We start from the raw sequence: 24,763 nt of genomic DNA, 5'->3' as shown, positions 1-24,763 counted from the left end.
TTAAACAACTTTTGTTTGAATAAATTTATAAATTTTATCTTCTTCTTTACTCATTTTTTTAAAATCTTTCAGTTTTATATGGTCGTGCCCTAATAAATGAAGAAATCCATGGATAAAAATTTTGATAACCTTTTGTTTAAAATCAAAAATACTTATATTTTTTTGTTTGTTCATAAATTCATAGCTGATTACTATGTCACCAAGATAATTTAATTTTTTTGGATTAAATTTTTTCTCGAATGGAAATGATAATACATCTGTAGGTTTATTTTTATTTCTAAATTTTTTATTTAACTTTTTAATATTCTTATTATTTGAAAGTAAAATTGTTAGATTTATTTTTTTACCTATAAACTTATATTTTTTTGGAAAAAATTTTATAATAGAGTTAAAAAAAGTATTATTCCTCCTTATTTTTTTACTCCAAAGAGTGCATTCCGAAATTACATCAATTTTAATCATTTTCTTGATCTGAGTATGCCTTTACAATCTTGGAGACTAGGGGGTGCCTAACTACATCGGAGTGATCAAAATCTATCACAGAGACTTCATCTAAATGGCCTAATAATTTTTTAGATCTATTCAATCCTGACATGTTCTTGTGGGGCAAATCGATTTGGGATGGATCACCATTTATAACAATCTTTGAATTCTCTCCGATACGCGTTAAAAACATTTTAATCTGTGTATCTGTTGCATTTTGTGCTTCATCTAAAATCGCAAAAGAATTTTTTAAAGTCCTACCCCTCATAAATGCTAGTGGTGCTATTTCAATATCACCAACTTCAATCATTCTTTGAATTTTATCAAAGTCAAAAAGGTCATATAGAGAGTCATATAAAGGTCTTAGATAGGGATCAACTTTTTCCTTCATGTCTCCAGGTAAAAAACCTAATCTTTCACCAGCTTCAACTGCAGGTCTTGATAAAATAATTCTTTCAATCTTTTTATCAAGTAACAATGTCAGTCCGACTGCAACAGCCAAAAATGTTTTACCTGTTCCAGCAGGACCTGCTGATATAACAATATCACTTTGTCTTAAGGCTCTGACATATTCTTTTTGTCTTTCAGATCTTGGAATAACTGATTTTTTGGGAGTTTTAATTATGTCTGAAACATTTTGATTTTCTACTTTTTCTTTAATCATAAATTCATCTACTGAAGAAAGTATATCTTTTTTTTCTATACCTCCATTATTTACAAACTGGTTGGCTAAAAATTGAATAGCATTTTTTGTAATTTCATTTTTTTTTGGTGTTGATTTTATTAAAATAGAATTACCCCTAGAATATAGATTAGTATCAGTAATTTTTTCTAGTTCTTTTAAATTTTGATTAAATTCACCAACAACGCCCATTAATAAATCATTGTCTTGAAATATAACACTCAAAGAATTGTTATCAGAATAGACAAATTTTAAAATAGAACTAATTTTTTTTGATGCTACTTTATTCAATTTTTAGGCTACCTTCTTTTTGTAGTTTTCATTTAATATACCAAACAAGCTGTTTTGATTACTATGTGTTATTTCTATTTGCATAACTTTCCCTATGCAGTCAGTGTTGCCATCAAAAATTACTGATGTCATAAACTCAGTTCTACCAAATAATTTAATTCCATCTTTCATTTTATTTTCAACCAAAACATTAAGGGTCTTACCTTCTAGAGATTTATTTTTATTTATCTGATTTTCAAACAATTTTTTTTGGATTATTTCTAATCTTTCCTTAGATTTTTTTTTATCTACTAATTCTAAATCAGCAGCTACAGTGCCAGGTCTTGGACTAAAAATAAAAGAATATGAATTAATAAACCCTACTTTTTCAATTAACTTCATTGTATATTTAAAATCTTTATCACTTTCTTCTGGGTATCCAATAATAAAATCACTTGAAAACTCTATATTGGGATTAATCTTTTTTAATTTTTCATAAATTATTAAATATTCTTCAATAGTATGTTTTCTATTCATTTGTTTTAAAATTTTGTTTGATCCACTTTGTACTGGTAGATGGACTAAAGGCATTAGTTTGGTTGATTTTTTATAAACATTTATCAAATCGTCAGTCATGTCTTTGGGGTGAGACGTGGTATATCTAATTCTCTCAAGCTCATTAAAGTTTTCTAGCTCTAATAACAAATCAGATAATCTAAATTCTTTATTTTTATCTTTATAGCTATATGCATTCACATTTTGCCCTAATAAAATAATTTCTTTTGTGCCACCTTGAATTAATTCCTTTGTTTCATTTATAATTTGATCAAAGGGTCTCGAATACTCAGGTCCCCGCGTATAAGGCACTACACAAAAATGACAGAATTTATCACAACCCTCTTGGATTGTTAAAAATGAAGAGACTTTACTGTCTTTATTTTTAATTTTACTTAAATAATTAAATTTAGAAATTGTATCAAACTCTGTTTCTTCCTCTTTTTTTTTATTTTTTGAATGATTTAATATTGCATCATTTATCTTATGGTAAGACTGTGGACCAATTACAATGTCAATATAGGGTTCTCTTTTTAACATTTCTTGATTTTCAGCTTGAGCAACACAACCTGCAACAATTACAATTGGTTTTTTTTTATCCCTAAAAATTTTTTTAACTCTTCCTATTTCATGGTAAACTTTTTCTTTTGCTTTATCACGGATATGACAAGTATTTAAAAAATAACAATTCGCATCTTCATATTTTTCAGTCTTTTCAAAACCAATTTTTTTAACTGTATCAAATATACGATTTGAATCGTACTCATTCATTTGACAACCAAAAGTTTTAATAAAAATTTTTTTCAACATTAAGTTAGGATTTTTTTTTAACCCCATATAATTCTAATTTATGATCAACTAATCGATATCCATACTTATCAGCAATTTTTTCTTGTAGCTTTTCTATTTCTTCATCAACAAATTCTATAATTTCCCCTGATTTAACATCAATTAAATGATCGTGATGCCCTTCATTTAATTCTTCGTATCTAGCCTTACCTCCTTTAAAATCATGTTTTGCTAAAATTCCAGATTCCTCAAAAAGTTTTACTGTTCTGTATACTGTAGCAATACTTATTTTTGGATCAATTTTTGAAACTCTATTATAAAGTTCATCTACATCTGGATGATCGCTCGACTCTGACATTACTTTTGCAATAATTTTTCTTTGATCTGTAAGTTTAACTCCTTTAGCTAAACATTTTTGTTCAATATTTTCTGACATTTTTAATTTTAACTTAAATAAATAGGATTAATCAAATTCTTTTTTATCTTAAATTTATCACATAAGCTTGGGACTTCCTCATATTTAATATCTTTAACTCCCACAAAATCGTTAAAACTAAAACAATAATAATTGATTTTTTTTGTTAGAGATAAAGCTTTAATTGTCGCTAACGAGTTTCTAATACCTGCAAAACTACCTGGTCCTCTGTTAACATAAATAACATCAATTTGATCTAATGAAGAAGAGTTTACCTTTAAAAAATCATTAATTAATATCATTAATTTTTCAAAATTAATTTTACTATTTTCATGACTACAAGTATAAATATTTTCATTAAGTATGAGTGTTAAAAAAATTTTATCTCTTGTGGCATCTACTATTAAATTTTTCATTATAATAATTTTATTTGTAATCAATTCTAAAGCAGAAGAAAATAATATCAAATATTATTCTGAGGATAGTGGCATTCTTTCTTTAATGTACCACCGATTTGATGAAAATAAGTATCCTTCAACAAATATACAAATGGATATTTTCAAAGAACAAATGTCTATAATAAATACCTTAAATTACAAATTTTATGATCCACAAAATTTGAAAAAAAAATTTAATATTACAAAAAATAAAAAAAAAATACTTATTACTATAGATGATGCATTTTTGTCTTTTTATAAAATTGCATGGCCGTACTTAAAGAGAGAGAAAATTCCTTTTATTTTATTTGTTTCAACTGAAGCTGTAGGTAAAGTTGGCTATATGAATTGGGAACAAATAAAAGAAATAGAGAAAGAGCCATATGCTTACATTGGTAATCATTCACATTCTCATGGCTACCTGGTTGACCTAGAAACAGAAAATTTTTTGTCTGATATTAATACCTCAATTAAAATTTTTAATCAGCACTTAGGCTATAACCCTATTTTTTTTTCATACCCATTTGGTGAATATAGCAAAACTATTAAAGATTTTATTTCTAAAAATTTTGATTTTGCTTTTGGTCAACATTCTGGTGTTATTGATATTAATAAAGATCTTCATGAATTACCTAGATTCCCAATTAATGAAAAATATGGTGACTTAGAAAGATTTAAATTTTTAATTAATCTTGGTCCGCTTCAATACAAATCTTTAAACCCTAAAGATAAATATATTACTGACAACAATCCACCAGAACTATCTGTAGAATTTTTTGAAAATCAAAAAAATATAGAAAATATTAATTGTTTCTCTGATGAAGGTAATGGATGGGATCAATCAAATATTACTTTTAATAAAAATATACTAAAATTAAACTTTAGAGAAGAATTTACATTTAGAAGAGGTAGAGTTAATTGTTCACTTAATGATGATGGAGTATGGAGATGGTTTGGTGTTCAATTCTCAGTAAAACAAAATTAAATTAAACTTTCTAAATCTTTGCTTGAGGGCAATAACTTGGCATCATCAAAATCTGTTAAATTATTTTGTCTTATAATTTGTTGTAAAGTTTTAACATACTCTTTTCCTGTCTCTGCATATTTATCTAGGTATTCAGAAAGAATCATACTGTCTAATTTTTTTCCTTCGTCTCTCAACTCAGCTCTTGCATTTCTAAAATCTTTGTAAGTAGAGTGTGTATTCAAATTTCTTTGATAGGCTTTTACAGATGCTTGTAATACTTTAAATCTCATGACTTTATGAGTACTATCATCTTCTGCATCAGATGGTTTTATTCCATCACCCTTCCATGTCCATTGACCAAATAATGCGTTTCCTTCTTGGGCAAATCTTGATGTTCCCCAGCCAGTTTCCTTTGCTGCTTGTGCAATAGCCATTGAAACAGGCACCTCATCCATTCTAATTTTTAATGTAGATAAATCTTTGTTTACCACTCCATATTGTTTGAATTTTATATTCAGCCACTCTTGCTCTGTTTTTGTATTTTTGTTTTTATTTAGAATACTAAAGAGCTTCATTCTATCTAGTTTGATACTATTATTTTCATCTATGACTAAAGGCAAAATTATCTGAATAAAAAAGTCTTTTCTTTTTTTAGTATTTTCTATTTTTACAATCTCTTTTGGTAATAGATCTAAGCTTATAGGTTTTACTAACTTATTTTTTCTAACATCTGCTAAATTATAATTTGTTGATTTAAAAAGTTCTTCAATTGTTGCAGCACTTAACAGTATCGCATCTGATGGTTGCTCATCAAATGTTAAAATATCTTCATATAAAAACTTCTTATTTAATTTTTCATCTATTTTTGTTTTTTTGTTTTCTAATAATTTTTTTAAATTGTTTTTTGAATTATTTTCATAGTCTTTAGAAAATATTGTTTTTTCTTTTGTAAGATTAATAGCTAGTGGGGTTATAAAAAAAAATGATATAATAACCAAACTTGATATAAAAGTTCTAGAAATATTATCTAATCTATTTTCACCTGTTTTGAATTTCGTTTTTTTTTTAACAACAAACCCTTTTTCATTTAAATATTTCTTAATTTCAAAAATTGAATTTTTTTTTTTCATACCTATATCGCAACAACTTCTTTCACTTCAGGTAAATAATGACATAAAAGATTTTGTACACCTTGCTTTAAGGTCATTGTTGAGCTAGGGCAACCGGAGCAGCTTCCTTGAAGTTCCACCTTAACAATTCCATTTTTAAATTCTTTAAATTTAATGTCACCCCCATCTTTTGCAACAGCTGGCCTAATCTTTGATTCTAAAATACTTATAATTTGTTTTTCAATTTCAGTGTATTCTTCTTTTTCTTCTCCAAGCAACCCATTAGCAATTACAAACTCTTTTCCTTTTGAATAAAAATCATTAATCAGTGAAATAGCTATATGTTTTATATCTTCCCAATTTACTTCTTCACTTTTATTTATAGATATAAAATCTTTTCCTAAAAATACGCCTGTTACTCCATTAATTGATAAAACGTTTCTTACCAATTCGTTATTAGTTTCTTCTTTTTTTGTTACTTCAAACGATCCATTATTGGAAACCAGCTTTCCAGGCAAAAACTTAAGTGAATTAGGATTCGGTGTTACTTCGGTTTGAACAAACATATGCTTATATATAAAGGTAAATGTCTAAATTTAAACCAATTAATAAATATATTTGATTAAAAACCTACTAATTCTTTCATTTCTTTCATCTTTTTTGAGGCAATTTTTTCTGCTTTATCAGATCCTTCTAATAAAACTGAATCTAGGAATTTTTTATCCTCTAATAACTTTTTAATTTCTTTTGAAATTGGATCAATTCTTTCAATTAAAGCTTCTGATAATTTTTCTTTAAATTCAGAAAAGTTTTTTCCATTGAATTCTGTTATGGATTTTTCTAAATTTTGGTTTTTTAAACTTGAATAAATCCCCAATAAATTTTCTGCTTCTGGTCTTTTTGCTAGATTATTAACTGCTACTGGCAAAGGCAAAGAGTCTGTTTTAGCTTTTTTTATTTTATTTATTATTTGATCTTTATCATCTGTAAGATTAATTCTACTTAAATCTGATGGATCTGACTTACTCATTTTTTTTATTCCATCTTTGAGGCTCATTATTCTAGAAAATTGCTTTTGAATTAATGGTTCTGGCACTTTTAAAAAATCAGTTATATCAAAATCATTATTAAACTTCTGCGCAATATCTCTACAGAGTTCTAGATGTTGTTTTTGATCGTTTCCAACAGGAACATGAGTTGCATCATAAAGCAAAATGTCTGCAGCCATCAAGACTGGGTACGAATAAAGACCAATACTAGCTTTTTCTTTATCTTTTCCAGCTTTTTCTTTAAATTGTGTCATCCTATTAAGCCAACCCATTCTTGAAACACAACTTAAAATCCACGCAGCTTCTGAGTGTGCTGAAACCATTGATTGGTTAAAGATTATGCTTTGCGCCGGATCAATTCCACACGCGATAAATGTAGCTACAGTTTCTCTAATATTCTTTTTTAATTCTTTTGGGTCTTGCTTAACTGTTATTGCATGAAGATCTACAACACAAAAAATACATTCATTTTCTTTTTCGTTTTGGAGTTCTACAAAGTTCTTAATTGCACCAAGGTAGTTTCCTAGATGAAGGTTTCCTGTTGGCTGAACTCCTGAAAAAATTTTTTTGCTCATGACTAGTAGTTTAAATTAATATCACTTCTTTTAAAAGCCTTGATTGAAATTGCAATTAAAAGATAAAATATTATCCCCAATACAACTGCGCCAATTAGATAAATGGCTTTAAAGCTTGCCTCGTAAAGCAACTTGTCATTAAAAAAATAAATCACATATTTAAAGAATATTCCCATTAATACTGAGGCTAATAAAATTTTAATAAACCTATTTAAAAATACTAAATTAAAACTGAATAAATCTTTTATCTTTAGAAAAATAAATAATAAAATAGCGTTAAGCCAGGATGATATAGTGGTTGCTATTGGTATAATTATAAACCCAAATTCCTTGAAAAAAACTACACTAATAAACACATTCAACAAAACAGAAGTTAAAGAAATATAAAAAGGCACCTTTGTATTATGTCGCGCGAAAAAAAAAGCTGAAAAAACTTTAATAAGAGAAAATGCGGGTAATCCAATCGCAAAATAGAACAAAGCTTTTGCTGAGTTTATAACACTTAATTCATTGAAAGAACCGTATCCAAATAAAGAAGATATAATTTCTTCAGAAGCAATAAGTAACGCTAGTGCTGCTGGGATACTTAAAAATAAACTTAACTCTAAAGCTTTATTTTGAATCAGGTTTATTTTATCTTTTTTATCACTTTGAACATGCTTTGAAAGTTGAGGGAGTATTACTGTTCCTATTGCTATTCCTGCAATAGCAAGATTTATTTGATAAATTCTATCTGCATAATAAAGATAAGATACTGCACTAGCTTGAAAAGATGCAATGATTGTCCCTACTAAAATATTTATCTGAGTAACGCCAGAAGAAAAAATGCTAGGAAGTAATTTTTTGAAAAAAAGTTTAACTTTATTATCAATTTTAAATGAAAAATTAATTTTAGGAGAAAAGTGTTTTTTTACAAAAAAATATAAGAAAATAAGCTGTAAGATGCCTGAGATAGTTACCGCATAAGACAGATAATATACTAATTGATCATTTAAAATTTTTCCAAAGAGCAATACTCCAATTAAAAGAATGTTCAAAATTATAGGTGCAGCTGAAGCTACAGCAAATTTATTATGTGAATTTAAAATGGCAGAAAAAAAAGATGCCAAACTAATAAACATTAAAAAAGGGAAGGTAATTCTTGTCAAAGTTATAGCTAATTCCATTTTTTGATAATCACCTTCAAAACCTGGTGCTATCAAAAAGACAAATATTGGCATCATTATCTCAATAACAAGGACTAAAAAAAATAACCCTATTGTCAGTAATGTAAAAATATTATTTGCAAATTTTTGTGATTTTTTTTTATTATCTAATACTGATGAATAACTGGGCACAAATGCTGCATTAAATGTTCCTTCTGAAAATAATCGTCTAAATGTATTTGGTATCCTGAATGCCACGAAGAAGGCATCTGCTAATGGACCTGCACCGAGAAACACAGCTATCAATATATCTCTTATATAACCTAACAATCTGCTTATTAAGGTAAAAAAACTAAATGTGCCTGTTGACTTAATTAAGTTCATAAATCATATTAGTCTTAAATTAGCTCCATTTGTATATCTAATTAACATAAATGAAAAAAACTAAAATAGACCATTACACCGATAAGGAAGCTTTAGATTTCCACAGCAAGAATAAACCTGGAAAAATTGAGATCAATTCTTCTAAACCAATGACTACAAAAAGAGATTTGGCACTAGCCTATTCTCCAGGTGTTGCTGTACCAGTTCAAGCTATAGCTGATAATCCCGAAACTGCATACGATTACACATCCAAAGGAAATTTGGTTGCGGTCATAAGTAATGGTTCAGCTATTTTAGGAATGGGTAATTTAGGAGCACTAGCATCCAAACCTGTAATGGAGGGAAAAGCAGTTTTATTTAAAAGATTTGCCGACTTAGATTCTATTGACTTAGAAATTGATTCACAAGATTCTGATGAAATTATTAATAGTATTAAAAACTTTGCATGCAGTTTTGGTGGTATTAACTTAGAAGATATCGCAGCTCCTGATTGTTTTATAATTGAAGAAAAATTAAAAGAAATTTTAGATATTCCAGTTTTTCATGACGATCAACATGGAACAGCAATAATAACTACAGCAGCATTAATTAACGCCCTAGATATTAGTAGCAAATCAATAAAGGATATTAAGGTTGTTGTAAATGGTGCTGGTGCATCTGCAATTGCTTGTACAAATTTATTTAAAAATAGTGGTGTACCTAGTGAAAATGTAATCATGCTCGATCGTAAAGGAGTGGTGTATAGAGGTAGAACCGAAGGAATGGACCAGTGGAAATCTGCTCATGCAGTAGAAACTAAAAAAAGAACTTTAGAAGAAGCTATAAATGGAGCTGATGTTTTTTTAGGATTATCTGCCAAAGGAGCTTTGAAAAAAGAGTTAGTAAAAACTATGGCTAAGAACCCAATAATTTTTGCCTGCGCAAATCCTGATCCTGAAATAACACCTGAAGAAATAATGGAAGTAAGAGATGATGCTATTATTGCAACTGGAAGATCTGATTATCCTAATCAAGTAAATAATTTAATTGGCTTTCCTTATATTTTTAGAGGCGCATTAGACGTAAGAGCTACAACTATTAATGAAGAAATGAAAGTTGCTGCTGCAAACGCAATTGCAAAATTAGCAAGAGAAGATGTTCCGGACGAAGTTGTTGCTGCAATGGGAGGAGATCGTCCTAAATATGGAAAAGATTATATAATTCCATCTACGTTTGATCCAAGACTAATTAGTGTAATTCCTGCAGCTGTTGCAAAGGCTGCTATGGATAGTGGTGTTGCAAAAAAACCTATAAAAGATTTTGATGTTTATAAAGACCAACTCAAACAAAGACTTGATCCCTCAGTAACTATTATGCAGGGTATTAACTCTCATATCAAAAAAAATCAAAAGAGAATTGTTTTTGCAGATGGAGAAGATGAAAACACTCTTAAAGCGGCAATTGCATTTAAAAATTCTAAATTAGGTACACCGATTTTAATTGGTAAAAAAACTAAAATTAAAGAAAGAATAAAAGAAATTGGCTACAATGAAAACTTTGATATCGAAATAGTTAATTCTGAAGACACGAAAAAAAGAGAGAAGTACGTAAACTATTTATTTGAAAAAATGCAAAGAGAGAAAGGTCTTTTGGAAAGAGATTGTGATAGATTAGTTAGGAATGATAGAGTTATATGGGCATCTTGTATGGTTGCTTGTGGTGATGCTGATGGTGCTGTCACTGGAAATACTAGGAGGTTTGGAGCCTCTTTTGATAAGGTTACCCAAGTTATAGATGCTAGACCAGGTGAAATCATGTTTGGGTTAAACATGGTTGTTGCAAAAGGGAAAACTATTTTTGTTGGAGACACGAGTGTAAATGAATATCCAAGCTCAGAAGAGCTTGCTGAAATTGCAATTTCATCAGCTAGAGTAGTTAAAATGTTTGGCTTTGTTCCAAAAGTTGCTTTTGTTTCTCACTCTACTTTTGGTCAACCTCTAACAAGTAGAACTAAACATATAAAAAAAGCTGTTGAAATTTTAAAAGATAAAAATGTAGATTTTGATTTTGATGGGGACATGCAGCCAGATGTTGCCTTAAATGAAGAATATAAAGAATTATATCCTTTCTCAAGTATTGTGGGGAATGCAAATATATTAATAATGCCAGGCCAACACAGTGCTGCTATTTCTTATAAAATGATGAAAAGCTTAGGAGATACCAGGGTTATTGGTCCTCTTTTAATTGGATTAGGTCAACCCATTGAAATAGCCCCTTTAAGGTCATCTACTTCAGAAATTATAAATTTAGCATCAGTTGCTGCCTACTCTGCTGATGTTATTGATTATAAAAAAAATTAATTTTTTTGAATTCTTAAATCTTCAACCAAGACAATACTTACAATAACATCTTCTACATCAAGTATTTCTTTTGCTTCGTTTATTACTTCTTTTCTTTCTTCTGTGGTTAAAGAAATTCCATAAATAAATATCTTTTTCTTGTAAGTATCAATTTGATAATTGGTTGCTTTAATTTTTTTGTTAAATATGAAAGCAGTACGAAGTTGAGATGTAATTAATAAATCTTTAGCAGATTGTTGAAAATTAAAATCTTCTTTTATTTTAATATCATTTTTGACTGACCTAGCACCTTTTGTCTCCCATGCAAGTTTGGTAATTTGAAGTTTTTCTTCAGGATCATCTACTTTTCCTGTTACAAAAATTTTTCCATCTAAAACTTTTGTTCTTACAGTTAATATATAGCTCTTATCTCTTAGGGCTAATCTTGTAGCAAGATTTTTTTGCATTACAGAATCGTCTATTTGGGTACCTAAAGACCTTGGATCAAACGCAACACTAACTCCTGTTCCAAAAACTCCTTTTGAACTAATCCCAACACATCCTGAAAAGATTAAAAAAATTAAACTTATTAAAAATATTTTATTTTTCATTTTTTATTTTTAGACAATAATTATAAATCTCTTTTTTTGATACATTCGTGTTTTGACTAATTAAATCTGTAATATCTTTTATACTTAGTTTTTTAATTAATTTTTGAATATTCATTTTATCAGATTCTTTTAATATTATCGATAAATTTTTTTCTTTTACTTTTTCAGAAATAACAATCGTTAACTCTCCTTTAGGATCAGATTTAAATGGTTCAAGTGTGTCTACATCTGTTCTTACATATTCCTCATAAAATTTAGTCATTTCTCTGCAAACCAAAATTTTTCTATTTGAGAAGTAATGCTTTAAATCTTTTATTGATCTATTAAATTTTCTTGGAGAAATAAAAAAAACAATACACCCCTCTAAATTTGCAAGCCTTTCAAAATCTTCTTTTAATTTGCTATTTTTTTCTGGAAAAAAACCATAAAAAAAATATTTTTCATTAAATCCGCTTATAGAAACTGCAGATGAAACTGCAGATGCACCTGGAATTGGAAAGATATCTATACCATTGCTAGCACATTCGTTAACCAATATAGCTCCTGGATCTGAGATCGATGGAGTTCCGGCGTCGGAAATCAAAGAAACAATCGACCCTGATTTTAAAATATCAATGACTTTCGATAAATTTTTATTTTCATTAAATTTATGGTTTGCAATAAGTTTTGATTTAATTTCGTACCGTTCTAATAAATTTTTTGAAATACGTGTGTCCTCACAAAGTACGTAATCTGATTTTTTTAATACTTCTAGGGCTCTTAAAGTGATGTCGCTTAGGTTTCCAATAGGAGTAGATACAATATAAAGACCACTTTTAACTTTATTATTTATATTTTCAGTATGTAGAATCATCAAATTATAATAGTTATAATAATAACATTAAAATGAACAAAATTATTAAAATTATACTTTTTTTAGCTTTTGCTTTATCAATAGTTCCAGTAACACTTTTGGCAAATGATCAGATTAGGATTGGTCTTCTTGTTCCTTTAACTGGAAAGAACTCTGAAATAGGACAATCTATAATTAAATCTGCACGTCTTGCAATTAATACAATAAACAATGCATCAATTGAGATTATCCCAAAAGATACACAGTCAAACCCTGAAGTCACTTTAGCAGCAGCTAAAGAGTTGGATAATTCAGGAATAAAAATTGTAATTGGTCCAGTTTTTAACGAAAGTCTAATTTACCTAGATGAATTAAGTGAACTAACATTCTTAGCTCTAACGAATAAAAATGATAATTTTTCCAAGAATATTATTAATGCTGGAATTAATGCAACTTCACAATTAAATGCAATTAAAAAGTTTATAGAATTAAATGAAATAAAAAAAACAATCTTTCTTACTCCAGATGTAAGCTTCAAAAATGAAATTGAAAAAGCTATTTCTAATTCTAAAATAAAAATATTAGAAAATTATGTTTATAATACTGATCCTACTAAACTTACCAAGCAAATTGAAAAAATTACTCGCTATGATATTAGAAAACAAAACCTTGAAGATGAAATAAATAGACTAGAGAAATCAGAACAGAATAATAAGGAACGTTTAATTGAAAGATTAAAAAAAAGAGACACCCTTGGTAGTGTAAAGTTTGACTCAGTGGTAATTTCTGATTTTGATGAAAGTTTAAAAAGTGTAACAACTTCGCTGCTTTATACGGATATATCTCCTAAAGAAAAATATTTTATTACTCTCAACCAATGGTTTGATGAATCTCTTTTAAAAGAAACTAGCTCACAACCCTTATATTTCCCCTCTGCAAATAAAGATAATTATGATGAGTTTTCAAATGAATATTTTGAAAAATACAATCAACACACCAATCAATTATCATTTCTAAGTTATGACTTGGTGGGGCTTGTTTATTATTTAATTCTTCAAAACAACTCTGTTGTAGATAAAAAAATGTTTGAGAAAAAAACTTTATTTAAAGGAAAAGTTGGAATTTTTGAAATTAAAAATAATAAAATTAATCATATTTTAAATTTTTATAAAGTTGAAGATGGAGTTTTTAAAAAAGTTTTTTGATTTTTTTAAAAGCTTTAAATCTATGATCTATTTTATATTTTTGTGATGCCATCATTTCACCAAATGTAATTTTTTTTCCAATTGGTATAAAAATGGGATCATAACCAAACCCATTTTCACCTTTTATAATTGGTGAAATAAAACCCTCAACTTTTCCAACAGAATTTATTATTTCTTTATTAGTACTATAAATAGTTAAAGCACAAATAAACCTAGCCTTAATTTTTTTTTGTCTCCAATCTTTGTCTTTTTTATCTAATTCTTTAAAAACTCTATTCATTGCCTTTTTAAAATCACCTTTTTTACCCCCCCATCTAGCTGAATAAATTCCAGGATCTCCATTTAGAGCATCTATTTCTAAACCTGAGTCATCAGACAGGCATATCATTTTTGTTTTTTTGGAAAAAAATTTAGCTTTGATTAATGAGTTTTCCTCAAATGTTTTCCCATTTTCAGGAGGGCTTTTTATTTTAAAGTCTTCAGGGGAGTATATTTCAAGGTTTTTAGGCAATAAATCCTTAATTTCTTTCAATTTTCCTTTATTATTAGTGCCTACCAACAATTTTATAATTTTATTCTTTAACATCTAGCAATTTTCAAATTTCATACCATATAAACTGCCATGGAAAAAGATCAAAACAATAATCCTGAAAGTCAAAACGAAGAAATTAAAGAGACTGAAGTAGAAGAGCAAATTCAAGTAGAGCAAGAAATTTCAGCAGAGAGAAAAGAAGAAGTAAAAGAGGTTACACCCGAAGAAAAAATTAAGGAGTTAGAAGATAAACTTACTAGAACTTTTGCTGAAATGGAAAATCAAAGAAGAAGATTTGAAAAAGAAAAAGATGATGCTTTTGATTATGGTGGATTTTCTTTTGCAAAAGAAGCTTTGAATCTAATTGATAATCTTGAAAGGTCAAAACAAATTTTAGAAGGTGATGAAGTGTTAAAAAATACCGAAGCTTTAAAAAAAACTTTAGAGCATTTTGAAATTATAAGTAAAGATATGGTTTCAATTTTCTCAAAAAATGGAATTACTCCTGTAATTTCTATAGGTAAAAAATTGGATCCTAATCAACACCAAGCTATGATGGAAATTGATGATGACCAAAAAGAACCTGGAACAATAGTTCAAGAAATTCAAAAAGGTTTTATGATGAAAGATAGACTTTTGAGACCAGCGTTGGTCGGGGTTTCAAAGAAAACTAAAGTTCAAGATGATCAAAAAAGTGAGGAAAATGAAGAGAATTTGGCCAATTAATAATAATTGTCAGAACTTGTAGATTAAAAATTAACACTTATATGAAAGAAAGGAAATAAATTATGAGCAAAATTATAGGAATAGATTTAGGAACAACAAATTCATGTGTATCTATCATGGAAGGTAGTCAGCCAAAAGTTTTAGAAAATGCTGAAGGTGCAAGAACAACTCCTTCAGTTGTAGCTTTTACTGAGGATGGAGAAAAACTCGTAGGACAACCTGCAAAAAGACAGGCTGTGACCAATCCTGAAAATACTATTTTTGCTGTAAAGAGATTGGTTGGAAGAAATTTTGAAGACCCTACTGTAAAAAAAGATATCGCAGCTGCACCTTTTAAAATTGTTAATTCAGAAAAAGGAGATGCTTGGATTGAAGCTAGAGGAGAAAAATATTCACCCTCTCAAATTTCTGCTTTTATTCTTCAAAAAATGAAGGAGACTGCTGAAAAATATTTAGGTCAAGAAGTAACGAAAGCTGTAATTACAGTTCCAGCATATTTTAATGATGCTCAAAGACAGGCAACCAAAGATGCTGGTAAAATTGCTGGTCTTGAAGTTTTAAGAATTATTAACGAACCCACAGCAGCTTCTCTTGCTTACGGTTTAGATAAAAAACAAAATAAAAAAATAGCTGTTTATGACTTGGGTGGTGGAACTTTTGATGTCTCTATCCTCGAGTTAGGTGATGGTGTATTTGAAGTTAAGTCTACAAATGGTGATACATTTTTAGGTGGTGAAGACTTTGATAATACAATCGTAAATTATTTGATTGGTGAGTTTAAAAAAGATTCTGGTATTGATTTAAGATCAGACAAATTAGCTCTTCAAAGATTAAAGGAAGCTGCTGAAAAAGCAAAAATTGAATTATCTTCTGCAGAACAAACAGATGTTAATTTACCTTTTATAACAGCTGATAAAACTGGTCCAAAACATATCAATTTAAAAATGACTAGAGCAAAATTAGAAGCTTTGGTTGAAGATTTAATCTCAAAAACATTACCACCATGTAAAACTGCTCTTAAAGATGCGGGTCTTACTGCAAATGAAATTGATGAAATTGTGATGGTTGGTGGGATGACAAGAATGCCCAAAGTTCTCGCTGAAGTTAAAAACTTTTTTGGTAAAGAGCCTAATAAAAGTGTAAACCCCGATGAAGTTGTTGCAATGGGAGCTGCAATCCAAGCTGGTGTTCTTCAAGGAGATGTTAAAGACGTACTTCTTTTAGATGTAACACCTCTATCACTTGGAATTGAAACATTAGGTGGGGTTTCAACAAAATTAATTGAAAAAAATACAACAATACCAACGAAAAAAAGCCAAGTATTTTCTACAGCTGATGATAATCAACCTGCCGTATCGATAAGAGTGCTCCAGGGTGAAAGAGAGATGGCATCTGACAATAAAATGTTAGGAAATTTTGAACTAGTTGGGATTGCACCCGCTCCAAGAGGGGTACCTCAAATAGAAGTAACTTTTGATATTGATGCAAATGGAATTGTAAGTGTTTCTGCTAAAGATAAAGGAACTGGAAAAGAACAAAAAATTCAAATCCAGGCTTCAGGTGGTTTAAGTGATGAAGAAATTGAAAAAATGGTAAAAGATGCTGAGGCAAATAAAGAAGAGGACAAAAAGAAAAGGGAATCTGTTGATGCTAGAAATCAAGCAGACACTCTTTTACACTCTACTGAAAAAAATCTAAAAGAGCATGGCGCCAAAGTTTCTGAGACTGATAAAAAAGCAATAGAGGATGCGTCAACTGACTTAAAAGAAGCTATTAAAGGAACTGACACTGAAGAAATTAAAAAGAAAACAGAAACTTTAGTTCAAGCTTCTATGAAACTAGGTGAAGCTATTTACAAATCTCAAGAAAAAAAAGAAGGTTCATCTAAGGACGGTGATAATAATGATGAAACAAAAAAAGATGATAATGTAGTTGATGCGGATTTTGAAGAAGTAAAAGAAGAAGTAAAAGAAGAAGAAACAAAAGAAGATAAAAAAGAAGAAGATAAAGAAAAAAGCGCTTAAGACTTAAAACAACTATCATCTTAAAGTAACTTATGGCTAAAAGAGATTTTTATGACGTCTTAGGTGTTAGCAAAAATGCAAGCCCTGAAGAATTAAAATCTGCTTACCGTAAATTAGCTGTAAAGTATCACCCTGACAAAAACCCAGACGACAAAGCTTCTGAAGATAAATTTAAAGAAGCTGGTGAAGCTTACGGCATCCTTTCAGATAAAGAAAAAAAACAAAATTATGATAACTTTGGCCATGCTGCTTTTGAAGGTGGAGGTGGTGGAAAACAGGGTGGTGGTTTTGGTGGAGCTGATTTTTCAGATATTTTTGAAGATTTTTTTGGAGATTTTGGTGGTGGACAATCAAGAGGAAGACGAAAAACCAACAATAGAGGGTCTGATTTACGATATGATTTATCCATTACTCTTGAAGAAGCCTATGAAGGTAAAAAACAGGATATAAAATTCTCAACAACAGAAAAATGTAATACTTGTAAAGGTAATGGCTCTAAACCTGGTCATTCTCCAGACAGATGTACGGTTTGTGGTGGAAACGGTAAAGTAAGATCTAACCAAGGTTTTTTTACTGTTCAACAAACTTGTCCTCAATGTGCAGGCTCTGGTGAAGAAATAACAAATCCATGCATAGACTGTAATGGTCAAGGTAACAAGCAAGCTTCAAAAAAAATATCAGTTACAATACCCAAAGGTGTTGATGATGGCACTAGGATTAGATTGGCTGGAAAAGGTGAAGCAGGTTCTAAAGGTGGAGTAAGTGGTGATCTTTATCTTTTTATAAATGTTCATTCACATGACTTATTTAAAAGATCTGATGAAAACTTATTCTTTGAATTTCCTATATCCATTGCAGATGCAGCATTGGGAACTACAATAGAGATACCAACAATTGATGGTGGAAAAGCTAAAATTAAAATACCTGATGGAACCCAAAATGGAAAGCAATTTAGGCTAAAGGGCAAAGGTATGCCTTATATGAGGGGCAGTGGAAATGGAGACCTTTATGTTCAAGTCAATACTGAAGTTCCTATTTCTTTAAATAAAGAACAAAAAGAGTTACTTGAAAAATTTAGAGAAATTGAAAACGAAAAGTCCAACCCAAGTATCAAACAATTCTTTCAAAAAGCAAAAAGTTTTTGGAAAAACTAAAGACTAATTAACTAAAAAAGGTTAATATTTTCTTAGATGAAAAAAATTAATTTAGCTATTTCTGGCTGCCTAGGGAGAATGGGTCAACAACTTATTAAATCCTCAAAAAATAATAAAAACTTTAAATTAGCTGCTCTTACAGAAAATAAAGCTGTCAATAAAAAAATTGCTGGCATCAAGCTTGATGTAAATAGTGAAGAAGCTTTTAAAAAGACTGATGTAATAATAGATTTTACAGTGCCCAACTGTACTTTAGATATTCTAAAAATTGCATCTAAATTAAAAAAAAGAGTAGTAATCGGAACAACTGGATTTACCCAGAAAGAAGAAGTTCTAATTAAAAAATTTTCTAAAAAAATCCCCATTTTAAAAGCAGGTAATATGAGTCTTGGTGTTAATTTATTAATGTATTTGACTGAAATTGCCTCAAAATCACTAAATGAAGAATATTTAAGCAAAGTATTTGAGGTTCATCACAAACACAAAAAAGATTATCCATCAGGAACAGCTTTAATGCTGGGAAAAGGAATAGCAGATGGAAAAAATAAAAACCTTTATAATATAATGGGTAAAAAATTTTTAAATAAAAAATATTTTCCTTATGGAAAAAAAATTAATTTCAATTCAATTAGAAAAGGTGAAATTATTGGTGAACATGAAGTTGCATTTTCCAGTGGAAAAGAAATAATAAAATTAAATCATGAGGCTTTCGATAGAGCGCTTTATTCAGATGGAGCTTTAACAGCTGCAAAATGGTTGATTAATAAAAAACCAGGACTTTACTCAATGAGAGATTTATTGAGCTTTAAATAATGGATGAAAAAGACAAGGCTAAAAAAATACTAAAAGTTTTAAATAAGATTTATCCAACAACCCCTATCCCACTAGATCATACTAGTAACTTCACACTCTTAATGTCTGTGCTTTTGTCAGCTCAATGTACTGATCTAAATGTTAATAATGTAACTAAAAATATATATCCAAAATATAATAGACCTGAGCATTTTGTAAAATTAGGTAAAAAACGAATAGAAAAATTGATTAAAAGTATTGGTCTCTTTCGGGTTAAAGCAAAAAGCATTTATTTGATGTCTAAACAGCTTATAGAAAAACATGGGGGTAAAGTACCAAAAAGCTTTGAAGCGCTCGAAAAACTACATGGTGTTGGCCATAAAACAGCAAGTGTGGTTATGTCTCAGGGTTTTGGAGTTCCAGCTTTTGCAGTTGATACTCATATACACCGGTTAGCTCAAAGATGGGGTTTAACAAATGGCAAGAATGTAGTTCAAACTGAAAAAGATTTAAAAAGAATATTCCCAGAAAAAACATGGAGCAAATTACATTTACAAATAATTTATTATGGAAGAGAATTTTGTAAAGCTAGAGAATGTTATGGTTTGACTTGTAAAATTTGTACGACTTGTTATCCTAATCGAAAAAATCCAGTTAAAATAAAAAAAGCTTAATATGAAAATACTAGGAATTGGTAACGCAATTGTTGATGTTATATGCAAAGTGGAAGATCAATACTTAATTAATAATCAATTAACAAAAAGTACAATGAAACTGGTTGATGAAATAGAATTTCAAAAACTTTTATCAACTCTTAAAATTGAAGAAACTATCTCTGGTGGATCTGTTGCAAATTCCATTGTTGGACTATCGCAATTAGGAAACGATGTTGGTTTTATAGGTAAAGTTAATGATGATAATTTAGGAAAAAAATACGAAGAGGGCCTAACTAAAGAAAAGGTTCAATATTTTTATAATAAAAAAAAAGAAATTTCACCAACTGGGACTTGTTTAATCTTAATCACACCAGATGCAGAAAGAACTATGGTCACATTTTTAGGAATTGCTGGAAAAATTAACCAAAACGATATTAATCAAAAAGCTGTACAAGAAAGCAAAATGATATTTTTAGAAGGATATCTGTGGGATGAGGGAGAACCAAAGTCAGCTTTTGATAAAGCAATGTCACTCTCAAACACTAAAATAATGTCTTTATCAGATCAATTTTGTGTCGAAAGACATAAAAATGACTTTCTAGATTTGGTTAAAAATAAACTCGATATTACTTTTGCTAACGAACAAGAAATCAGTTCATTAACAAATGCTAAAAGTTTTGCAGAGGTTATTGAATTTGGAAAACAATTAGGAAAACTTTTAATTATCACACGTGGTGAAAAAGGGAGCATTGCTATTAAAAATCAAGAAATTGTAGAATGTCAAAGTAAAGCTAATTTGAAGATTGTAGACTTAACGGGTGCTGGAGACCTCTTTGCAGCTGGTTTTCTCCATGGATTAATTAATAATATTTCAACAAAAGAATGTCTCGAAAAAGGAACCGAAATGTCTTCAAAGATAATTCAAAAAGTTGGTGCTAGATTAGATTAACCTATTTTAGCCAATAAAATAGCCATTTTTATGGCTTAATATAAATTTTTCATCTTTAAATAAATCACTTATTTTTTTTCGTAATCTATAAATATGTGTTTCTACCGTATGGGTCTCCATATCTGTTGAATAACCCCATATATTCTTTTGTAAATCTGCAACATCGTGTTTAATTTTTTTATCATTTAAATATAAAATAATTTCAATTTCTTTTTCTGTTAACTTTAACTTTAAATTACCTTTGAAAAAAAATTTAGAATTTAAATTTAATTCATAACCTTTAATCGTAATCTTAGATTGTTGGTTAAATTTTAATTTGATTAATTTAATATTGATTAGTTCTAATAATTTTTTAAAAGATAAGGGCAAGTCATTTAAATCTAAAAGAATTTTATCAGTTATATTGTTATTTAGTAATAATTTATGATCAGTTTTTGAAATTATTAAATAATCTAATCTATCTAGATCAAGTTTCTTTTTAAAATCTTCTTCATTCTCAATTTTTATAATTTTAAAAGATAAATTTTCTTTTATCTCATCTAAAATTTCATATAGTGAATTAAAATTTATAATAAAAACATTTTGCATAATTATATTTAATATTACTTATGATAATTCATGTACCAAATAAAAACACTCTTATAATTGACGACTTTAAATTGAGATGTTGTATTGGAAAAGGTGGCATAAATTCTAATAAAAAAGAGGGTGATTATTCAACTCCCAAAGGATTATTTAGTTTAAGAAAATTATATTTTAGAAAAGATCGTATTAGCATTCCGAAATGCAAAATCAATAAAAAAATTATTAAACAAGATATGGCCTGGTGTGATGACTCAAAACATAAAAAATATAATGAAGAGATTAAAACTAGTAATAATAATCTTAAAGAAAATCTACACAGAAAAGATCATAAATATGATTATATAATTTCAATTAGTCACAATGAAAAAAAAACTCCAGGCAAAGGGAGCGCAGTATTTATTCATTTAACAGATAATTATAAACCAACTGCAGGATGTATTGCTTTAAAAAAGAAAGATTTTGAAATATTATTAAAATTAATAGATAAAAAAACTAAAATCAAAATTGGTTAGGTTCTGCTACCAAATATTTTTGAACCCACCCTAACATATGTTGCATTATATCTAATTGCCTCTAGATAATCTCCTGACATACCCATACTTAATTCTTTAAAATTCAATTCTTTGTTTATGTCGCTCATCTCAGAAAAATATTTTTCTGTATAGCCATCATTTGGGGGAATGCACATTGTTCCAATAATGTCTAAATTCAGGTTTTTACAAAATTTATAAAAATCATTCAAATTTCTTTTATCTATACCAGATTTTTGGTCTTCATTTCCCATATTGACCTGTATAAAAATTTTTGGTTTTTTTTTATGTTTTTGCTGTTCATCTGCAATTTTATTAGCTAATTTTTCACTATCTAATGAATGAATATAATCAAATATTTTTAGAGCAAATTTAACTTTATTAGTCTGAAGTCTGCCAATTAAATGAAGTTGAATGTTGTGATTTTCATTTTTTATATCAGTCCACTTTTCTAAAGCCTCCTGAACCTTATTTTCTCCGTAATGTAGGTGTCCATGCTCTATTAGCGGTAAAACGTTTTCAATAGGAAAAGTTTTCGATACTGCTATAATTTTAACTAATTCATCATGATTTGCTTTTGATTTGATAAGCTCTTCTATATAAATTAAATTTTTAATAGTGTTATGCATAATAAAAGCTTGAATAGATATTACTTTATAAAAAAATTTGACCAAAGTCACATAGATAAACAAGATAAAAAAACAATCATAATATTTAGAAATTATGCTCAAGACACTGATGAAAAATTAATTTTAACGATAAAAAACTATTGCAAAAAAAAAGGTAATAAGTTTTTAATTTCTAATAACATAAAACTAGCTATAAAACTTAATTTAGACGGTGCTTATATTCCTTCATTTAATAAAAATAAAAAACACCTTGCTTATTCAGTTAAAAAAAAATTTATTATATTGGGTTCAGCTCATAATGTTTATGAAATGAGGACCAAAGAATTGCAGAGTGTTAATGCTATTTTTTTATCTTCAATATTTAAAAAAAATAAAAATTATTTAGGTATTAATAAATTTAAATCTCTTTCTCATTTAAGTAGTAAACCTTTAGTAGCTCTTGGCGGAATATCAGTTAACAATTTAAAAAAACTAGCTCTTACTAACTGCCATGGTTTTGCTGGTATTTCTTTTTTTGAACAAAAAAAAGGCCTATAAAAAAGGGTCAAACTCTCTACCTTCTCGTTGGCAACGAGACGCTCTAACACTGAGCTATGCCCACTTATGTTGTGTAGATATTTTAGTTAGTAGGTTTATTAAAGCAAGCGATGAGTCTTAAAATTATTTAAAACTAGATCTTATAATTAAATTCATCTAACCATGGATCTAAAATATTTTTTAAATCTTTAAATTCTTTTTCATAATTTTTCCACCGACTAATAGATCTTGTATATAATGGAGAAGTTATCTGATTATAGCTTGGTGTTGAAATATTTAGTCTTTTTTTTGCAGTTATATGAAAATTCTTTGTTTCATCAGACCAATCTATTTCCAAAAATTTAAAAATTTCTTTGGTCGTTTTTTCAAAATCTGTAATAAGATCTTCATACTTAATGAAATGACAATTTATTGAAAATACATCTCTGTAAATTGTCCATAATTTCATAACTAAATCGTATAAAATTACAGAACCTTCCAAAGATGTGAAGTTTTTCATTGCAGGATTTAATTTAAACTGTTGCATAAAACAGCTGAGAACTGAATCATAAGGGTTACGTAATGCAAAAATAAATTTTGCATTAGGAAAAAATCGTAAAATTTCTGCAATATAAATTATATTTAGTGGCATTTTATCAATTACGGTTTTAGTTTTTTTATTTTCAAGATATTGGTCTCTTTCTTCAAAATAAACATTTTGCATATTTTGGATAAATTTTTTGTCTAAGTTATCAAGATGATTAAAATTATTTTTTATCTTTATATCTAAATTTCTTAAAAAATTTCTCAAAATAGGTTTTTCTTCTACGACCTCAATTGATTTGTTTGTTCTTAAAATTGTATCTAAAAGGGTTGTGCCTGATCTTGGAAAACCAATCAGAAAAATGGGCTGAAAAAATTCATCTTTTAGCTGATGCTGCTGCCATCTTTTGATATTAAAATTTTTAAAAAATTTTGTTCTTTGTGTTACTAGTTCTATAAAGCTTTTCTCATTAACACCTTTTCCATGAGATTCATTAACTAATTGATTATTAATTTTAAAATGATTGTAAGCTTTTTCAAAATCATTTGTTCGATCATAACTTTTTGCTAAAAGTGAATGCTTAGTTATATTATGAACAACATAATTCTCTTTTAAATCTATATTTTCTAAAATTTGAATTGTTTGTTTAAAATTTTTTTGATTATATGTGAAAACTGCTTCATAAAAGCTTACTAAATCTTTTTCACTCACTGTTTTTTTTACTTTATCTAGAAGATTACTAAATTTTTCTATTTGGTTAGATTGATCATATAAACTGAATAAATCATCATATGTTTTTATAAAATTTGGGTTTAAATCTAGGGATTTAATAAGATATTCCTCAGCTTTAATTGGTTCTAATTTTTCTTTATAAAGATGACCAATATTATAGAGTGCAATTGAATTATTTGGGTCCAGCTTTATTGCTTTTTTAAAATTAATAATTGCTAAATCTATATTTTTTTTTCTATCGTAAGCTAAACCTAAATTAAAATAAACTTGAGAGAATTTGGGTTTTATTTTTTTTGATTTTTTAAAATATAAAATGGAACTATCTAAATCTCCTAATTGAAAATTAAGTATTGCTAAATTATGATTAGCCTCAAACATTTTAGGTTGTATTGATATAGCTTTTTCTAATAAATTTTTAGCTTCTATATAATTTTTGTTTTTAATTGCTGTTACAGCATTAATAACTAGATGGTTTGCATCTAAAATTATTTTATTCATTTTATTAATTGAATGATAATTGCTAATAATTTTAACTGACTTACATAAAAAAAAGGCCCCTAAAAAGGGG

The 24,763-nt window shown here is 28.3% G+C and carries 26 protein-coding genes; 11 read left to right on the top strand and 15 right to left on the bottom strand.

Annotated elements, in window-relative coordinates; all coding sequences use genetic code 11:
* Genes ybeY through ABXT48_RS07650 form a run of 5 tightly spaced genes read right to left on the bottom strand, consistent with a single transcriptional unit; the run spans window position 1 to window position 3,610 of the window.
* Window positions 1-462, bottom strand: coding sequence for an rRNA maturation RNase YbeY (ybeY, locus tag ABXT48_RS07670; protein ID WP_415286451.1), 462 nt, complete (start codon window positions 460-462; stop codon window positions 1-3).
* Window positions 455-1,456: a PhoH family protein gene (locus ABXT48_RS07665; RefSeq protein ID WP_415286450.1), complete on the bottom strand. Its 1,002-nt coding sequence runs from the start codon at window positions 1,454-1,456 to the stop codon at window positions 455-457. Before ABXT48_RS07665 ends, ybeY begins: the two co-directional genes overlap by 8 nt.
* 3 nt (window positions 1,457-1,459) lie before the next feature.
* A complete protein-coding gene (gene miaB / locus ABXT48_RS07660) occupies window positions 1,460-2,827 on the bottom strand; it encodes a tRNA (N6-isopentenyl adenosine(37)-C2)-methylthiotransferase MiaB (protein ID WP_415286449.1) in 1,368 nt (455 codons plus the stop codon).
* Complete coding sequence (locus ABXT48_RS07655) at window positions 2,805-3,215, bottom strand: Fur family transcriptional regulator (protein ID WP_415286448.1); 411 nt, start codon at window positions 3,213-3,215, stop codon at window positions 2,805-2,807. The genes miaB and ABXT48_RS07655 overlap by 23 nt, the downstream gene beginning before the upstream one ends.
* Window positions 3,216-3,223: 8 nt before the next feature.
* Window positions 3,224-3,610 carry a peptidase M22 gene (locus ABXT48_RS07650; RefSeq protein WP_415286447.1) on the bottom strand — a complete coding sequence of 129 codons (387 nt, stop codon included), beginning with the start codon at window positions 3,608-3,610 and terminating at the stop codon, window positions 3,224-3,226.
* Between ABXT48_RS07650 and ABXT48_RS07645 the strand changes: the two genes are divergently transcribed.
* Complete coding sequence (locus ABXT48_RS07645; RefSeq protein ID WP_415286446.1) at window positions 3,585-4,616, top strand: polysaccharide deacetylase family protein; 1,032 nt, start codon at window positions 3,585-3,587, stop codon at window positions 4,614-4,616. The genes ABXT48_RS07650 and ABXT48_RS07645 overlap by 26 nt on opposite strands.
* Here the strand turns inward: ABXT48_RS07645 and ABXT48_RS07640 are convergent.
* The 4 genes from ABXT48_RS07640 to murJ are packed head-to-tail and all read right to left on the bottom strand — an operon-like array spanning window position 4,613 to window position 8,860.
* The gene (locus ABXT48_RS07640) at window positions 4,613-5,728 is read right to left on the bottom strand and encodes a glucosaminidase domain-containing protein (protein WP_415286445.1); all 1,116 of its coding nucleotides are present in this window, start codon (window positions 5,726-5,728) and stop codon (window positions 4,613-4,615) included. The two genes, ABXT48_RS07645 and ABXT48_RS07640, sit on opposite strands and share 4 nt — an antisense overlap.
* 2 nt (window positions 5,729-5,730) lie before the next feature.
* A complete protein-coding gene (locus ABXT48_RS07635; protein WP_415286444.1) occupies window positions 5,731-6,273 on the bottom strand; it encodes a NifU family protein in 543 nt (180 codons plus the stop codon).
* Window positions 6,274-6,329: 56 nt separating this feature from the next.
* Window positions 6,330-7,331, bottom strand: a complete 1,002-nt coding sequence (trpS, locus tag ABXT48_RS07630; protein WP_415286443.1) for a tryptophan--tRNA ligase — start codon at window positions 7,329-7,331, stop codon at window positions 6,330-6,332.
* Between the two features lie 2 nt (window positions 7,332-7,333).
* Complete coding sequence (gene murJ / locus ABXT48_RS07625; RefSeq protein ID WP_415302956.1) at window positions 7,334-8,860, bottom strand: murein biosynthesis integral membrane protein MurJ; 1,527 nt, start codon at window positions 8,858-8,860, stop codon at window positions 7,334-7,336.
* A gap of 50 nt (window positions 8,861-8,910) precedes the next feature.
* Here murJ and ABXT48_RS07620 point away from each other — a divergent pair, with 50 nt between their 5' ends.
* Window positions 8,911-11,199 carry an NADP-dependent malic enzyme gene (locus ABXT48_RS07620; RefSeq protein WP_415286441.1) on the top strand — a complete coding sequence of 763 codons (2,289 nt, stop codon included), beginning with the start codon at window positions 8,911-8,913 and terminating at the stop codon, window positions 11,197-11,199.
* Here ABXT48_RS07620 and ABXT48_RS07615 read toward each other — a convergent pair.
* Together ABXT48_RS07615 and rsmI are read right to left on the bottom strand one after the other, a co-directional pair.
* Window positions 11,196-11,789, bottom strand: a complete 594-nt coding sequence (locus ABXT48_RS07615) for a BON domain-containing protein (RefSeq protein ID WP_415286440.1) — start codon at window positions 11,787-11,789, stop codon at window positions 11,196-11,198. The genes ABXT48_RS07620 and ABXT48_RS07615 overlap by 4 nt on opposite strands.
* Complete coding sequence (gene rsmI, locus ABXT48_RS07610) at window positions 11,779-12,642, bottom strand: 16S rRNA (cytidine(1402)-2'-O)-methyltransferase (protein ID WP_415286439.1); 864 nt, start codon at window positions 12,640-12,642, stop codon at window positions 11,779-11,781. Before rsmI ends, ABXT48_RS07615 begins: the two co-directional genes overlap by 11 nt.
* Before the next feature lie 32 nt (window positions 12,643-12,674).
* Here rsmI and ABXT48_RS07605 point away from each other — a divergent pair, with 32 nt between their 5' ends.
* A complete protein-coding gene (locus tag ABXT48_RS07605; RefSeq protein WP_415302955.1) occupies window positions 12,675-13,826 on the top strand; it encodes an ABC transporter substrate-binding protein in 1,152 nt (383 codons plus the stop codon).
* On the opposite strand, the gene rdgB is transcribed toward ABXT48_RS07605, so the two are convergent.
* Window positions 13,810-14,412, bottom strand: coding sequence for an RdgB/HAM1 family non-canonical purine NTP pyrophosphatase (rdgB, locus tag ABXT48_RS07600; RefSeq protein ID WP_415302953.1), 603 nt, complete (start codon window positions 14,410-14,412; stop codon window positions 13,810-13,812). The two genes, ABXT48_RS07605 and rdgB, sit on opposite strands and share 17 nt — an antisense overlap.
* A gap of 36 nt (window positions 14,413-14,448) precedes the next feature.
* Between rdgB and ABXT48_RS07595 the strand changes: the two genes are divergently transcribed.
* The 6 genes from ABXT48_RS07595 to ABXT48_RS07570 all read left to right on the top strand — a co-directional run bounded on the left by ABXT48_RS07595 (window position 14,449) and on the right by ABXT48_RS07570 (window position 20,659).
* A complete protein-coding gene (locus tag ABXT48_RS07595; protein WP_415286436.1) occupies window positions 14,449-15,084 on the top strand; it encodes a nucleotide exchange factor GrpE in 636 nt (211 codons plus the stop codon).
* Between the two features lie 62 nt (window positions 15,085-15,146).
* A complete protein-coding gene (gene dnaK / locus ABXT48_RS07590; RefSeq protein WP_415286435.1) occupies window positions 15,147-17,108 on the top strand; it encodes a molecular chaperone DnaK in 1,962 nt (653 codons plus the stop codon).
* Window positions 17,109-17,140: 32 nt separating this feature from the next.
* Window positions 17,141-18,262, top strand: a complete 1,122-nt coding sequence (gene dnaJ / locus ABXT48_RS07585) for a molecular chaperone DnaJ (protein ID WP_415286434.1) — start codon at window positions 17,141-17,143, stop codon at window positions 18,260-18,262.
* Between the two features lie 36 nt (window positions 18,263-18,298).
* Window positions 18,299-19,075 (top strand): 4-hydroxy-tetrahydrodipicolinate reductase, encoded by a 777-nt coding sequence (gene dapB / locus ABXT48_RS07580; protein WP_415286433.1) that lies wholly within the window; start codon window positions 18,299-18,301, stop codon window positions 19,073-19,075.
* Complete coding sequence (gene nth, locus ABXT48_RS07575; RefSeq protein ID WP_415302948.1) at window positions 19,075-19,728, top strand: endonuclease III; 654 nt, start codon at window positions 19,075-19,077, stop codon at window positions 19,726-19,728. The genes dapB and nth overlap by 1 nt, the downstream gene beginning before the upstream one ends.
* A 1-nt stretch (window position 19,729) precedes the next feature.
* Entirely contained in the window at window positions 19,730-20,659 is a 930-nt protein-coding gene (locus ABXT48_RS07570; protein WP_415286431.1) for an adenosine kinase, read from the top strand.
* A gap of 6 nt (window positions 20,660-20,665) precedes the next feature.
* Here the strand turns inward: ABXT48_RS07570 and ABXT48_RS07565 are convergent, their stop codons facing one another.
* Window positions 20,666-21,247: a helix-turn-helix domain-containing protein gene (locus ABXT48_RS07565; protein ID WP_415286430.1), complete on the bottom strand. Its 582-nt coding sequence runs from the start codon at window positions 21,245-21,247 to the stop codon at window positions 20,666-20,668.
* Window positions 21,248-21,267: 20 nt separating this feature from the next.
* Between ABXT48_RS07565 and ABXT48_RS07560 the strand changes: the two genes are divergently transcribed.
* On the top strand, window positions 21,268-21,756 hold the full coding sequence (locus tag ABXT48_RS07560) for a L,D-transpeptidase family protein (protein WP_415286429.1): 489 nt from the start codon (window positions 21,268-21,270) through the stop codon (window positions 21,754-21,756).
* Here the strand turns inward: ABXT48_RS07560 and ABXT48_RS07555 are convergent.
* Window positions 21,753-22,403, bottom strand: coding sequence for a YggS family pyridoxal phosphate-dependent enzyme (locus ABXT48_RS07555; RefSeq protein WP_415286428.1), 651 nt, complete (start codon window positions 22,401-22,403; stop codon window positions 21,753-21,755). The genes ABXT48_RS07560 and ABXT48_RS07555 overlap by 4 nt on opposite strands.
* On the opposite strand from ABXT48_RS07555, the gene ABXT48_RS07550 reads away from it, so the two are divergent.
* On the top strand, window positions 22,398-22,940 hold the full coding sequence (locus ABXT48_RS07550; protein WP_415286427.1) for a thiamine phosphate synthase: 543 nt from the start codon (window positions 22,398-22,400) through the stop codon (window positions 22,938-22,940). The genes ABXT48_RS07555 and ABXT48_RS07550 overlap by 6 nt on opposite strands.
* Before the next feature lie 133 nt (window positions 22,941-23,073).
* On the opposite strand, the gene ABXT48_RS07545 is transcribed toward ABXT48_RS07550, so the two are convergent.
* Window positions 23,074-24,693 carry a tetratricopeptide repeat-containing sulfotransferase family protein gene (locus ABXT48_RS07545; RefSeq protein ID WP_415286426.1) on the bottom strand — a complete coding sequence of 540 codons (1,620 nt, stop codon included), beginning with the start codon at window positions 24,691-24,693 and terminating at the stop codon, window positions 23,074-23,076.
* Between the last annotated feature and the right edge of the window lie 70 nt (window positions 24,694-24,763).

The organism is Candidatus Pelagibacter sp. Uisw_101 (assembly GCF_047727615.1).
In the GTDB taxonomy this organism is placed as follows: Bacteria; Pseudomonadota; Alphaproteobacteria; order Pelagibacterales; family Pelagibacteraceae; genus Pelagibacter.
The sequence above is the reverse complement of the archived record's forward strand: the minus strand, read 5'-3'. Positions and strand labels throughout refer to the sequence as shown.